General features: G+C 63.0%; 9 protein-coding genes. 5 read left to right on the plus strand and 4 right to left on the minus strand.

Going from position 1 to position 13,971, the window contains the following annotated elements:
- Positions 1-42: 42 nt before the first annotated feature.
- Positions 43-4,851: an NAD-glutamate dehydrogenase gene (locus tag NKH73_RS04335; protein ID WP_352928437.1), complete on the minus strand. Its 4,809-nt coding sequence runs from the start codon at positions 4,849-4,851 to the stop codon at positions 43-45.
- A 138-nt stretch (positions 4,852-4,989) separates the two neighbouring features.
- Here NKH73_RS04335 and NKH73_RS04340 point away from each other — a divergent pair, with 138 nt between their 5' ends.
- The 3 genes from NKH73_RS04340 (at position 4,990) to NKH73_RS04350 (ending at position 8,072) form a co-directional block, all read left to right on the plus strand.
- A complete protein-coding gene (locus tag NKH73_RS04340) occupies positions 4,990-5,553 on the plus strand; it encodes a peroxidase-related enzyme (protein WP_352928439.1) in 564 nt (187 codons plus the stop codon).
- 140 nt (positions 5,554-5,693) lie between these two features.
- A complete protein-coding gene (locus NKH73_RS04345; protein ID WP_352928441.1) occupies positions 5,694-7,520 on the plus strand; it encodes an aromatic amino acid ammonia-lyase in 1,827 nt (608 codons plus the stop codon).
- 228 nt (positions 7,521-7,748) lie between these two features.
- Entirely contained in the window at positions 7,749-8,072 is a 324-nt protein-coding gene (locus NKH73_RS04350) for a YciI family protein (RefSeq protein WP_352928443.1), read from the plus strand.
- Positions 8,073-8,081: 9 nt separating this feature from the next.
- Here the strand turns inward: NKH73_RS04350 and NKH73_RS04355 are convergent, their stop codons facing one another.
- Positions 8,082-8,696 (minus strand): LysE family translocator, encoded by a 615-nt coding sequence (locus NKH73_RS04355; RefSeq protein ID WP_352928445.1) that lies wholly within the window; start codon positions 8,694-8,696, stop codon positions 8,082-8,084.
- 390 nt (positions 8,697-9,086) lie between these two features.
- Between NKH73_RS04355 and NKH73_RS04360 the strand changes: the two genes are divergently transcribed.
- Entirely contained in the window at positions 9,087-9,710 is a 624-nt protein-coding gene (locus NKH73_RS04360) for a DUF1062 domain-containing protein (protein WP_352928447.1), read from the plus strand.
- 59 nt (positions 9,711-9,769) lie between these two features.
- Here NKH73_RS04360 and typA read toward each other — a convergent pair whose 3' ends face one another.
- A complete protein-coding gene (typA, locus tag NKH73_RS04365; protein WP_352928449.1) occupies positions 9,770-11,599 on the minus strand; it encodes a translational GTPase TypA in 1,830 nt (609 codons plus the stop codon).
- Positions 11,600-11,799: 200 nt separating this feature from the next.
- Here typA and NKH73_RS04370 point away from each other — a divergent pair, with 200 nt between their 5' ends.
- Positions 11,800-12,081: a hypothetical protein gene (locus tag NKH73_RS04370; protein ID WP_352928451.1), complete on the plus strand. Its 282-nt coding sequence runs from the start codon at positions 11,800-11,802 to the stop codon at positions 12,079-12,081.
- A 159-nt stretch (positions 12,082-12,240) separates the two neighbouring features.
- On the opposite strand, the gene NKH73_RS04375 is transcribed toward NKH73_RS04370, so the two are convergent.
- Positions 12,241-13,809, minus strand: a complete 1,569-nt coding sequence (locus tag NKH73_RS04375) for an alkaline phosphatase D family protein (protein WP_352928453.1) — start codon at positions 13,807-13,809, stop codon at positions 12,241-12,243.
- Positions 13,810-13,971: the final 162 nt, after the last annotated feature.

A 13,971-nucleotide genomic window follows, 5' to 3' on the forward strand; every position in this document is an offset into this window, starting at 1 on the left:
GCGCAGTTCCTGTCGGCAATCCCGCGCGATGTCGAAGACTTCTCACATCCCCGTCAGGTCGCTGATCAGCCCCGACGCCACCGATAGCCGCGACACGGTGATGTCGCCGCCCTCGGTCAGCGCCTGCAGCCGCTCGCGGATGCGCGCGACCCGTTCACCGCCGGCCTCCAGCCATGCCGCCACCGGGTCCGTCGCCTCGGCGTGGCCGGTCAGCGCCGCCATCGCGATGCCGCGCCTGGCCGCGCCGATCGTGTCGGTGGCGCGGGAGAGAGCCAACTGGTCGTAATAGTCGGACGGCGAGATCGAGCGTGCCGCATCCTCGACGCGCGGAATGCGGAAGGCGTCGCTCACCGCGAAAAACGCCTTCGCGGCGACGACGATGTCGGCATCCGCCGTCCGTGCGGTCAGCGCGATGTCGGGGACGAGGCCAGCCACATCGGTCAGCGCCAGCTGTTCGGCCAGGCTTTCGGGCGCGCCGCCCTTGGCCAGACCATGCCGCCGCTCCTCGATCCGTTCGCGCGAGAAGGCCGGCAGCAGCGAAACGAGCTTCGGCTCCAGTGCTTTGCGCGCGTCCTGCAGTTCGCCGATCCGCTGGCCGAGCGGTGCGGTGCTGGTATCGTTTTTGAGATACCAGCCGCTGGCCACATAAGTAAGCCGGCTAACAGCCTGATAGAGATCGAGCTGCACTTGTCCGTCGATCTGGTTGTCGAGCGCGTCGATCTGGCGGTAGAGTGCCGGCAAGCCGAAGCCGTCGCGCACGACCGCAAAGGTCCGGACCACGTCGGCCGCGCTGCGGCCGGTCGCTTCCTGCAGCCGGTTGACGAAGGATGGGCCGCCTCGATTGACCAGATCGTTGGCGACGACACGGGCGATGATTTCGCGGCGCAGGCGATGGCCATGGATCTCGGCCGCGTATTTCTTCGCCATACGGTCCGGAAAATAGCCCATCAGATCACGGTCGAAATGCGGATCGTCCGGCACGTCGCTGGCGACGATGTCGGAAAACAGCACGATCTTTGCATAGGCCAACAGCACGCCGAGCTCAGCCCTGGTCAATGGCTCTCCGCGCGCCTCGCGCTCGGCAAGGGCTGCCGGCGACGGCAGAGCTTCGACATTGCGGTCGAGCAGGCCGCGCGCCTCGAGCGCGGCCATGAAACGGCTCTGATGGGCGATGTCGGCAAGGCCGCGCTTGCGGGCAAGGGACAGCGCCAGCGTCTGTTCGTAATTGTTGGACAGCACCAGCCCGCTCACCTCGTCGGTCATCTCGGCAAGAAGCTTGTTGCGCACTGGGCGGGTCAACACGCCCTTGCGCATGGCGGAAGCCAGCGCGATCTTGATGTTGACCTCGACGTCCGAGCAGTTGACGCCGCCCGAATTGTCGATGGCGTCGGAATTGCAGCGCCCGCCATTCAGCCCGAACTCGATGCGGGCCCGCTGCGTCACGCCGAGATTGGCGCCTTCGCCGATGACCTTGGCGCGCACGTCGAGCGCGGTCACCCGAATAGCATCGTTGGCGCGATCGCCGACATCCTGGTTGGTTTCCGTCGACGCCCTCAGATACGTGCCGATGCCGCCGAACCATAAAAGGTCGACCGGCGCCTTCAAGATGGCGCTCATGATCTCAACCGGCGTAGCCGTTGTCTTGCCGAGGCCGATCGCGGCGGCCGCGGCCGGCGGCAGCGTGATCGACTTCTGGCTGCGCGAGACGATGACGCCGCCTTCCGACAGCTTCGTCTTGTCATAATCCTGCCAGCTCGAACGCGGCAGCGCGAACATACGCCGGCGCTCGGCCATCGAAGCCGCCATGTCGGGAGCGGGATCGATGAAAATGTCGCGATGATCGAAAGCGGCGATCAGCCGGGTCTGCTCGGACAGGAGCATACCGTTGCCGAACACGTCGCCCGACATGTCGCCGACGCCGACCACGGTGAAGGGTGTGGTCTGGATGTCGCGGTTCATCTCGCGGAAATGCCGCTTGACCGCTTCCCAGGCGCCCTTGGCGGTGATGCCCATCTTCTTGTGGTCGTAGCCGGCCGAGCCGCCACTGGCAAAAGCGTCGTCGAGCCAGAAACCATGCTTCTCGCTGATCGCATTGGCTGTGTCGGAGAAGGTCGCCGTGCCCTTGTCGGCGGCAACAACGAAATAGGGATCGTCCGGGTCGCGCCGCACCACGCCGGCCGGCGGAATGACGCCGTCCAGGCCGATATTGTCGGTGATCGACAACAGGCTCGAGACAAAGTTCTTGTAGGCCGAGGTGCCGGCTTCGAAGATGGCGTCGCGGCCGGCGCTCACCGGCAGCTTCTTCGGATAGAAGCCGCCCTTGGCGCCGACCGGCACGATCACCGCGTTCTTGACCTGTTGCGCCTTGACCAGGCCGAGCACCTCGGTGCGGTAATCCTGGGCGCGGTCCGACCAGCGCAACCCACCGCGGGCGACCGGGCCGAAGCGCAGATGCACGCCCTCGACCTCGGAACCGTAAACGAAGATCTCCCGCCACGGCCGCGGCGCCGGCAGGCCCTCGACCGCCTGCGAATCGAGCTTGATCGCCAGCGACTGGCCCTTCTCCTTCAAATCGGCAACGAAATGATTGGTGCGCAGCGAGGCTTCGATCAGGTTGAGGTAGCGGCGGATGATGGTGTCGTCATCGATGTTGGGAACCTCCTCCAACGCATCCTTGATCTTGGCCTTGAGGTGCTTGGCCGCGATCAGCCCTTCGGTGTCGGCCGTCGGTCCGAGGCGGGCGACGAACAACGCATGCAGGCCCCGCGCGATGTCGGGATAGCGGTTGAGCGCGGCGGCAATGAAATCCTGGCTCTGCGGAATGCCGGCCTGTTGCAGATAGCGGCCATAGGCGCGCAGGATGGTGACCTCGCTCGACCACAGCCCCGCCGTCTGGGCAAGGCCGTTATAGCCGTCATTGTCGATGTCGCCGCGCCAGACGGAAAGGAAGGCGTCCTCGAACAGCGCGCCGCCGTCGCTAAGGTCGATCGGTTCGCCGTAGCTGTTTTCGAGCTCCATGTCGTGGATGAAGACCATGCCCGGCTGATCACTATTGATCATGCCTGAGGTCTGGTCGCCGACCTCGAAGGTGCGCTCACTGATGACACGGAAGCCGATGTTTTCCAGAACCGGCACCCGCCTGGAAAGTGCCACCGGCTCACCGTGATGGTAGATCTTCAGCGCGGCCTGATGCGGCTTCTGGTCAGCATGGCGGTGATAGTCGATGGCGATCGGATTGTCGGCATTGATCCTCGATATGCGTCCAGCGTCGGCCAGTGCTACGGCCGGTGGAAAACTGTCGCGATAGCTTTCCGAGAAACGCGAGGCGATGGCTGTAAGCGCCGCCTCAGCACCGGTCTCCGCGGCGGCTTCGCGCAGCGTATCGTCCCAGGTCCGCACGATGTCGCGGATCGCGGCCTCGATCGTCGCCTGCTCGATCTTCGGCGTTCTGCCGCCGGAGCGGCCAATGATGAAATGGACGCGCGCCAGTCCGCCTTCCGGAAAGGCGGGGTAGTAGGCCGACAACCGGCCTTCGAACACCGTCTTCAGGTAGGTGCCGATCTTCTCGCGTACGATGCTGTCGTAGCGGTCCCGCGGCACGAAGACGAGGACCGAGACGAAGCGGTCGAACTGGTCGACGCGCACCAGCGCCCTGATCCGTGGCCGCTCGATCAGCCCCAGAAGGGCTTCGGCGTGCTTGCGCAGGACCGGCACCGGAACCTGGAACAGCTCGTCGCGCGGATAGCTCTCCAGCACGTTGATCAGTGCCTTGCCAGAATGATCTTCAGGGTTGAAGCCGGATTTGGCGATGATCGTTGCGGCTTTCGACCTGAGATAAGGGATCTTCATCACCGAGCGCGTGTAGGCGGTCGAGGTGAACAGGCCGACGATGCGCAACTCGCCCGAAAGCACGCCCTTGGCGGTGTAGGTCTTGATGCCGATGTAATCGAGATAGATGCGGCGGTGCACCGACGATTTGGCGTTGGCCTTGGTGACGATCAGCGGTTCCGGTCCGTGCAGGAAGGCGCGGATTTCCGGCGTCGTCGTCACCGCTTCGGTGCCGCGCCGCAGCACCAGCACGTCGGGATCGGAGAGGATGCCGAGCCCGGGCTTTTCGGTGCGCTCCAGCGTGCCGCTCTTCTCGCCGCCGGTGTATTTGAACTCGCGCATGCCAAGGAAGGTGAAATTGTCGTCGCGCAGCCATTCGAGGAAGGCGATTGCTTCGGTGACATGGGCCTTGTCGAGCGGCACCGGAGCGTAGCGGAACTCCGAGATCGCTTGGTCGAGGCGGGCCAGCATCGGCTTCCAGTCGGTGACCGCGGCGCGCACCTGTTCCAATATCTTCTTCAGCCGCCCGGCCAATGCTTCGGCCTGCTCGGCCGAAAGACGGCCGATATGGACGTGGATGACGCTCAGCCGTTCATGACTATGATCGCCCTTGGCAAAGCCGCCATCGCCGAGGATTTCGTCGACGCCGCTCTTGCCGTGCCTGACGACGATCACCGGATGGGTAACCAGCAGCGGTTCGCCGGCGCTCTCGGTGATCTCGCCGAGGATGGAATCGAACAGGAACGGCATGTTGTCATTGACGACGGTGATCACGGTCATCGGCCTGCCCTGGCGGACAACACCGGAATCGACCTCTATGGCGACGACGCAATCACCCTTCTTGTGACGGGCGACGGCGCGGCCGGCGAGATCGGCGGCGCGTTCGAGGTCGGTGACATCATAAGCGGCGACATCTTCGGCCGGCGCTCGCGCCAGCAGGTAATCGGCAAGCCTGCCGGGCTTTTCGCTGCCCTTGGCCGTGCTCATCTTTTTCAACTGGCTTGCTGATTTCAGGCTGGCCATAGGCGCTAATTCCCTCCCGTCACATGCTTTTGCAACTATGGTAGCAGATGACCGGTATTTGGCGACAAAGGTTTGACGGCTTGCGACGAAATGTCGGAATTCGCCTGCGGGTCGCCTGGAAATGAGGAGAAATCCGCCATGACGGACAAAATCACTGCACTCGATCTCGCACCCGCGGAGCTGAGCGAAGCGACAAAAGCCTATCTCGCCAAATGCGAGGAGAAACTCGGCCTCGTTCCCAACGTGCTCTTGGCCTACGCTTTCGACGAGAAGAAGCTGCGTGCCTTCACCGACATGTACAATGATCTGATGCTGGGTGAATCCGGCCTGTCGAAGCTGGAGCGTGAGATGATCGCGGTGGCAGTCTCCTCCATCAATCATTGCTACTATTGCCTGACCGCGCATGGCGCGGCGGTGCGCCAGCTTTCCGGGGACCCGGCCTTCGGCGAGATGGTGGCGATGAACTTCCGGGCCGCCGACCTTTCTGCGAAACAGATTGCGATGCTCGAATTCGCGGTGAAGCTGACCGAAGAGCCGGCTAAGATCGTCGAGACCGACCGGGCAGCGCTGCGCGAGGCCGGCTTTTCCGACCGCGACATCTGGGACATCGCCTCGACCGCCGCCTTCTTCAACATGTCGAACCGGGTGGCGGCTGCAGTCGACATGCGGCCGAACGATGAATACCACGCGATGGCACGATAGGGCCACGGCGGTTCCCACTATCGGTCCTGGGGCCAACAATCGTTTGACAGGCAGGCGCCGCCGGCTAGTTTTCTAGGAAACAAAATTTCCAGGGGGTGAAACTCGTACCTGAAACCTAGCTTCAGAGATGGGAAGCCGTTATGCTGGACCGAATTTCCGCTCATACGCCCAAGATATTCCTCTGCGCCCTGACCATGACATGGGCGCTCGTCGCGACACCAACGCTCGCCTTCGAAGCGGCTCAAATCTACCAGCCCATCACCGAGACCGCCGCCGGCAAGACGATCAAGCTCACCGGCCGCGACCTGACCATCGAACAGGTCGTCGATATCGCGCGCAACGGCGCGAAGGTCGAGCTCAGCGCCGAAGCGTTGCAGCGTTCAGCCGATGCATACGGCCTGCTTTTGCAGGGCGCGGCGGAAGGCGTGACGATCTACTGGTTCAACCGTGGCGCCGGCGACCAGCGCGAAACGGTGATCTTCTCTGGCGATCCGACCACGCCCGAAAACACCAAACTGCTGAAAGACCAGCAGTTGGCCCGCTTCAAGGGCGGCGTGACGCGCGGTTATGGGCCCGAGATGGACGAGGAAGCGCTGGTACGCGCCATCATGGCAATCCGGGCCAACACGATGTCCTATGAGGCAGCAAGCCCGCAACTGACCCGCAGCCTTGTCGACATGCTGAACAAGCGCGTGACGCCGGTCGTGCAATCGCGCGGTACGCTGGGAGAAGGCGACCTGCCGACGATGGGCAACATCGCCGCCGCCATGGTCGGCGAGGGCGAGGCCCATTACCGCGGCGTCCGCATGCCGGCGGCGCAGGCGCTTGCCGAAGCCGGATTGAAGCCGCTCGAGCCGTTTGCGGCCGACCAGGCGGCGCTCATCAGCACCAACGCCTATGCGCAGGCGCAGGCGGTCCTGCTGGTCGAGGATGCACGAAAGCTCCTGGAGTGGACGGATCTCAGCTACGCGATGGGCCTTACCGGTATGAATTCCAGCGTCACGCCGATCTCCGTGCCGGTGCAATCGATGCGGCCCTACGAGTGGCTGACGTGGGACGCCGCCCGGATCATGGATATGATCAAGGGCAGCTACCTGTTTGACGAGGATCCAGCCCGCATCATCCAGGATCCGGAAAGCATGCGGGCTTCGAGCCAGCGCCAGGGCTCGGCGTGGCAGTCCTGGGCCGAGCTACGCGATTCCGTGCTGCTGTCCATCAATTCCTCCGACCACAATCCAGCCGTCCTGCCTGGCCTGACGCCCGAAAGCTCTTGGGAATTGAGCACGCCGCAATTCATGAAATACTACATCAAGGGGGGGCCGCTGAGTAACGGCAAGTCCGGCTACATCTTCTCCAACGCCAACTGGGACCCGTATCCGATGGCCAACCAGGTCGAGGCCTTCACCATTGCCTTGACCAATCTGGGGGTTGCCGTCGCCCAGCGCATCGAGCGCTTCCGCAACCCGTTCTTCACCGTGATCAAACCCGCCGATATCCTGAACGCTGACGAACGCAAGGACATCCCCACCTTCGACGGCTATCTGGCAACCGATTTGTGGCAGGAACTCGCCGGCATGGGCACGCCGGTGACGCCTGCCGGACAGGCCATCGTCGCGACAGTCGAGGATCTGGAGGCACAGACGCGCATCAAGACAGCACGGGCCCGCCAGGCGGTCGATCTGTCGTTTCACCTTCTGGCGCAGGATCTGCTGACGGCGAGCTACTGGATGGAGCTGCGCAAGGCGCAGGACCCGGACCGGAAATTCGGTGAAGCGCCAACCGCCGCTCTGGCAGCGCTCCGCCAGCTGATCCCTTGGCGCCAGCCGGCCGCCGAACGGCAAAAGCGCCCGCTTGGCATGGTTGCCTATGACTTCATGCAGGACAATCCCGCGTCTAAATTCTACCAGGGTGGGCCGCAGGCACCGAAGAGTGCAACGGCACCGACGGCCGGCGTGCTGCCCAATTAGCTGGACCCCGGCCCCGGTTCTATCGGGATGGATCAGGCCCGGGACCTGCTTAAGCGCGATCCGAACCGTGCGTCACGCGATGGCTCTACGAGGCATGGCCGCTAAGATCTAACCCGGGCAGTATATTAGATATTCCTCATTTTCGTTGCTTGTTTGCCGGTTTGGTCCGATGATCAGCACGCGGCGTGACCGCATGCCGGTTCGATGCCGCGATCAACGGAGGAGACCATGGCGAAGTTTCTCTATGTCTATCACGGCTCGGGCAAGATGCCGACGGAAGAGGCCGAGCGGCAAGCAGCGATGGATGCCTGGAACGGCTGGTACGGCAAGCTTGGCTCGGCCGTGGTCGACGGCGGCAATCCGGTCGGCATGTCGAAGACCGTGCTGCCCGGCGGCAAGGTCGAGAACAATGGCGGCAGCAATCCGACCGCCGGTTACACGATCATCGAAGCGAAAGACATCGACGATGCCGTCGCCAAAGCCAAGGATTGTCCTATCCTGACGGATCCGGGTTTCAGCGTCGAGATCGCCCCAATCATCGAAATGAGTTGACGCGCCGGCTCAGGACCGCGCCGCGATCGCCGCCGCAGCGCCGGCCATGGTGCCAGCGCTGACGCGGTTGGCGATCTTCATCGCCCGCTTGCTCTTCAACAGCTTTCGCGCCTGCGCTGCCGCGAGCACCCAGGCGAGATCGATGGCGACCAGAACCACGGCCATGGTCAGCGTCAGCTCGACCCAGCCGACGACCGTCACCGAGGCGAGATCGATGATGGTCGGCAGCAGCGCTAGGTAGAACATCATGATCTTGGGATTGCCGAGTGTCACCGCCATGCCCGCAAAGAACAGTTTGACGGCCGACTCCTCGCGCGGCATCTCGCCCTCACGCGCCTCGACCGGCGCCGTCCACATCTTCCAGGCGAGGTAGGCGAGATAGGCGACGCCGAGCCATTTCAGCACGACGAAGGCGAGATGGAAGGTCTGCGCCACCACCGCCAGCCCGAACACCGCCAGCGACAGCCAGATGCCCTCGCCGATCCACATGGCGAGCAGGAACGGGAACACGTCGCGAAAGCCCTTTGCGATGACCCGCGCCACCAGAGCGGCGATCGAGGGGCCAGGCGAGCCAGCGGCGACGAAAAGAGCGGCGGCGAAGATCAGAAGCGATGTGAACTGCATGACCGGGATCTTTGCTTGGGTTGACCGATCGATATTAGCGCAAACGGCCCAGTGGCGGTAGCATCGATAATAGGGGGGCTTGTCGGCCCGCCGCCCCACGGCTAGAAGTTGCGCCCCGACACAATTTCGAGCTTCACTTTGCCTACGTAACCGCCGGTCTCGTCAACTCCCCCGACACAATGCAGGGCGCCGCATCGCGACCTCTGTTTCATATCACGTGTTCTTCAGGGTGGCGGTTCGAGACCGGTTTGGCACTGCTGAACCGCTGTCGCGCACAATCATCCGCGACACCTGATTCCCGATCGCCGCAGCCTCTCGCCACGCCGTGCCCGCATGGGCATCTCGACATCGCCGATCTGACGAACTTCCCGACGGGAAGGGCTTTTCGGCATGTCTTCGATACTGCGTATCCGCTGGGCGATCGCACCCAAAACCGCACCTCGACCTCTGATCAACTGCAACCGCTGCGGCGGCCTGAAGGCCCACCACAGCAGCGGAAAATTCCGCGTCAACGCCAATGGCAAACGCATCGATGCGTGGCTGATCTACCGATGCATCGATTGCGAAAATTCCTGGAATTTCGGCATTCTGGAGCGGTGCAACCGCCGCGACATCGAGCCTGCGCTTTTGCAGGCGCTCGAAAGCAACGACCCCGCCCTGGCGCATCGCCATGCCTTCGATGTTGTCGCACTGCGAAGCAGGATCGGGCGCGTCGAGGAGTTTCCTGAAGCAGCCGTTCATAAGGAGGTGCTCGGCGGCAGGCCGCGAAACACCGCTCTCGAACTCCAGCTCAGGCTCGAAACGCCGACAGCCTTGCGGCTCGACCGGCTGCTCGCCAGCGAACTCCGTATCTCGCGATCGCGGCTTCAGGCCTGGGAAGAGAAGCGATTGCTGGTCGTCGGTCCGGACGGGGCCAAAGCCTTGCGCAAGCCGGCTCGAGCGGGGATGGCGATCCGCATCGATCTGGCCGCAGAATCCGATCGCGAGGCCATTATCTCGGCTGCCAGCGGATAAGTAAAAAGGAAGGGAGCACGCACGTGCTCCCTTCCTCATAATCGCTGGAAAAAAGTGGCTTACGCCGCGCCGACCACTTTCGCCGACTTCTCAAAACGCTTGCGCTCGTTCGGGTCGAGATAGAGCTTGCGCAGGCGGATGGTCTTCGGCGTCACCTCGACCAGCTCGTCGTCCTGGATCCAGGCCAGCGCGCGTTCCAGCGTCATGCGGATTGGCGGCGTCAGCTTTACCGCCTCGTCCTTGCCGGCGGCGCGGATGTTGGTCAGCTTCTTGCCCTTCAGCACGTTCACTTCGAGATCGTTGTCGCGGCTATGGATGCCGATGATCATGCCCTGATAGACCTTGACGCCCGGATCGATGACCATCGGGCCGCGGTCTTCCAGGTTCCACATGGCATAGGCCACCGATTCACCCTGTTCGTTGGAGATCAGCACGCCGTTGGTGCGGCCCGGCAATTCGCCCTTGTAGGGCTCGTAGGCATGGAACAGCCGGTTCATGACAGCGGTGCCACGCGTGTCGGTCAACAGTTCCGACTGGTAGCCGATCAGGCCGCGCGTCGGCGCGTGGAAGACGATGCGCTGGCGATTGCCGCCGGACGGACGCAATTCGACCATCTCGGCCTTGCGCTCCGACATCTTCTGCACGACGACGCCGGCATGCTCCTCGTCGACGTCGATAACGACTTCCTCGACCGGCTCCAGCAATTCGCCGTTCTCGCCCTGCTGCATGACGACGCGCGGACGCGACACGGCGATCTCAAAACCTTCGCGGCGCATCGTCTCGATCAGCACGGCAAGCTGCAATTCGCCGCGCCCTGAGACGAAGAACGAATCCTTATCAGGCGATTCCTCGATCTTCAGCGCGACATTGCCTTCGGCCTCGCGCAGCAGGCGGTCGCGGATGACACGGCTGGTCACCTTGTCGCCCTCGGTGCCGGCCAGCGGGCTATCGTTGACGAGGAACGACATCGTCACGGTCGGCGGATCGATCGGCTGCGCATGCAGCGGTTCGGTCACCGACAGGTCGCAGAACGTGTCGGCGACGGTGCCCTTCGACAGGCCGGCAATGGCGACGATGTCGCCCGCCTGCGCCTCGTCGATCGGCTGGCGCTCGAGCCCGCGGAAAGCCAGGATCTTCGAGATACGGCCGGTTTCGACCTGGGTGCCGTCGTGATGCAGGACCTTGACCGCCTGGTTGGATTTCAGCGTGCCGGATTCGATGCGGCCGGTGATGATGCGGCCGAGAAACGGATTGGCCTCCAAAATGGTGCCGATCATCCGGAACGGGCCGGGATGAACGGTCGGCGCCGGCACATGCTTGATAACGAGGTCGAACAGCGGCGCCAGGCCCTGGTCCTTCGGGCCTTCGGGGTTTTCCGACACCCAGCCGTCGCGGCCTGAACCGTACAGGATCGGGAAGTCGAGCTGTTCGTCGGTTGCGTCGAGCGCTGCAAACAGGTCGAACACTTCGTTGACCACCTCGACATGGCGGGCGTCCGGCCGGTCGATCTTGTTGATGACGACGATCGGCTTCAATCCGACCTTGAGCGCCTTGCCGACGACGAACTTGGTCTGCGGCATCGGCCCTTCGGCGGCATCGACCAGCACGATGGCCGAATCCACCATCGACAGGATGCGCTCGACTTCACCGCCGAAATCGGCGTGGCCGGGGGTGTCGACGATGTTGATGCGGGTGTCCTTCCAGTCGACCGAGGTCGCCTTGGCCAGGATGGTGATGCCGCGTTCCTTTTCGAGGTCGTTGGAATCCATGGCGCGCTCGGCGACACGCTGGTTGTCGCGGAACGAGCCGGACTGCTTCAGAAGCTGGTCGACGAGGGTGGTTTTTCCATGGTCGACGTGCGCGATGATCGCGATATTACGAATTTTCATGTTGTGGTCTCGGGAGCGTTGCAGGCAGCAGGCCAAAAGGCGCTGCCTCTTTCGGTTGGGCGGCTCATACAGGGTTTTTCGCAATTGCGAAAGAGGAGGCGTGCCACCAAATACATGGTCACCAAATCTTAAGCGTCTTGGTGTGAAATGGATTTATTAACCAAAGCGGAACCTTTCGCGGTCGGGACAGTTCAAATTTCATGAGCAAAACGGGCATCGGATATCGGCCAATCCTCGCATGGGCTGCCCTCGCCGTCCTCCTTGCGGCAGGCGCGGCGCACTCGGCCGCGACGCTGAAGGAAGCACGCCTTGGCCTGCCGTCCGATACGCGTCTGGCGGAACAGCGTTTTGCCGATGCTCCCGATGGCGTCGACCCGGTGGTGACCGGACCGGTCACCGCCGCTTTCAAGCAGAGGCAGGAAAACGCCGGCTGCGACAGCGCGGTCTGGCCCGAGATTCCAACCGTCTGCTATCCGGACTGACTGCCGCCGTCGGCAGTCGTCATCCCCGGCGTAGCCGCTCTGATCGATCCTTCTCGCCCCCGTTGTCCGTCAGTTCCGGACCGTTGCGCGCTTCGACGCCGCGGCATGGACTTTGGATCTGCGTTCCGCTTCGCATTCGCTCCACCCAAGGATGTCTCCTCAGGCCGACCGCACCGGATCGAGCGTCATCTTGTAGAGTTCGTTGTCGTCGCGATCCATCAGCCGCACCGTCATCTGTTCGGTGGCGCCGTCAATGTCGACGAGGCCGAAGAACTGCAGGCCGGCCGACGGCGGCAGGTTTTGGCCCTGCTCGGCGGTCGGCGCCTTGATGAATTTCAGCTCCGGCCCGAAGGTCATGTCGAAATCATTGGGGCCGAAAGTGCCGGCGTGGAGCGGACCCGAAACGAATTCCCAGAACGGATTGAAATCCTGGAACTGCGCCTTGTCAGGATTGTAGTAATGCGCCGCCGTGTAATGCACGTCGGCGGTCAGCCAGACGGTGTTGCTGATGCCAGCGTTCTTTATATAGCGAAGAAGATCGGCAATTTCCAGTTCGCGGCCCTTGGCCGGACCATTGTCGCCATTGCTGACGGCCTCGGCGCCGGCCTTCTCAGTGGCATCGTTCCAGACGACGAGACCAAGTGGCATGTCGGCAGCAATGACTTTCCAAGTCGCGTTGGAATTTGCCAGCTCGCGCTTCAGCCACTTCGTCTGCTGTTCGCCGAGAATGCGCGATTGCGGCGTTACCGTATCCTGCATGCCAGGGCCATTGGCGCCGCGATAGGAACGCATGTCGAGGAAGAACACGTCGAGCAACGGCCCATAGGCGACCTTGCGATAGACCCGGCCGGGTTCCGACGGCTCGTAGCGGATCGTCGTCATCTCCTGGAAAGCGCGTGCCGCGCGTGCTGCCAGCACATGAATGGATTTTTCCGAGTAGCGGTCGTCGGCGCTCAGGTCCTTCGAATCCGACCAGTTGTTCACCACCTCGTGGTCGTCCCACTGGTAGAAGGTCGGGCAGATGGCGTTGAGCCCCAGGACGTTCCTGTCCATCAAATTGTACTTCCACTGACCCCGGTACTCGTCCAGCGTCTCGGCAACTTTGCGCTTTTCGTCGATGAGAACAGTATTCTTCCACTTGCCGCCGCCGGGCAGGTCCGCCTCGTCCTTCATCGGGCCATCGGCATAGATGGTGTCGCCGGAATGCAGGAAGAAGTCGGGCGTATGCTTGCCGATCGTGGCGTAAGTCTTCATGCCGGTGTCGTCGATGCCCCAACCCTGGCCGGCTGTGTCGCCCGACCAGGCGAACCGGATATTGCGCTTCGAGGCCGGCGCCGTGCGGAAACGGCCGACGATCGGCTCGGAGACGGCGTTGATGTCGGCGAGATCGGCCGCTGTCATGCGGTAGAAGATGTCCTGATCGGAGGCGAGGTCGGTGAGCAGCCGCTTCACCGTGTAGTCGCTTGCCGGCGAGGTATCGAGCGGCGCAAGGCGGACGGCGTTGGCGAAATTCTCGGTCGAGGAGACTTCGAACATGACGCGCGACGGGCGATCGGTGCGCGTCCAGATCATGCCGCCGGTGGCGTCGACGTCGCCGGACTGGACGCCATGGGTGAATGCCGGCCGCTGATTGGCGCGCGAATAATAGGGCAGCGCGAGGCCCGAGGCGCCGACGAGGCCAATGGCGCTCGCCGACGTGACGAAAGCGCGGCGCGAAATCTTGTTCATGGCTGTCTCCTGGATGGCGTTGAACGTCGCCGCCAAGCTCCAGCGTCAATGTTTCAGCCGCATCTCGAAACCATGAAGGTTTCATAACAATCGACAGGCAGAAAACGTCATTCAAACGGGGCAGCCTGATCGTCAGGCCACCCTTTTTAAAGTTTCGGCCGC

Origin of the sequence: Mesorhizobium sp. M0938 (assembly GCF_040319125.1) — a bacterium.
Classification (GTDB): Bacteria; Pseudomonadota; Alphaproteobacteria; order Rhizobiales; family Rhizobiaceae; genus Mesorhizobium; species Mesorhizobium robiniae.

Bases quoted from the DNA above. Each gene is read 5' to 3' on its own strand.
- NKH73_RS04335 (WP_352928437.1), bottom strand. From the start codon at position 4,851: ATGGCCAGCCTGAAATCAGCAAGCCAGTTGAAAAAGATGAGCACGGCC.
- NKH73_RS04355 (WP_352928445.1), bottom strand. From the start codon at position 8,696: ATGCAGTTCACATCGCTTCTGATCTTCGCCGCCGCTCTTTTCGTCGCC.
- NKH73_RS04375 (WP_352928453.1), bottom strand. From the start codon at position 13,809: ATGAACAAGATTTCGCGCCGCGCTTTCGTCACGTCGGCGAGCGCCATT.
- typA (WP_352928449.1), bottom strand. From the start codon at position 11,599: ATGAAAATTCGTAATATCGCGATCATCGCGCACGTCGACCATGGAAAA.
- NKH73_RS04345 (WP_352928441.1), top strand. From the start codon at position 5,694: ATGCTGGACCGAATTTCCGCTCATACGCCCAAGATATTCCTCTGCGCC.
- NKH73_RS04340 (WP_352928439.1), top strand. From the start codon at position 4,990: ATGACGGACAAAATCACTGCACTCGATCTCGCACCCGCGGAGCTGAGC.
- NKH73_RS04360 (WP_352928447.1), top strand. From the start codon at position 9,087: ATGTCTTCGATACTGCGTATCCGCTGGGCGATCGCACCCAAAACCGCA.
- NKH73_RS04370 (WP_352928451.1), top strand. From the start codon at position 11,800: ATGAGCAAAACGGGCATCGGATATCGGCCAATCCTCGCATGGGCTGCC.
- NKH73_RS04350 (WP_352928443.1), top strand. From the start codon at position 7,749: ATGGCGAAGTTTCTCTATGTCTATCACGGCTCGGGCAAGATGCCGACG.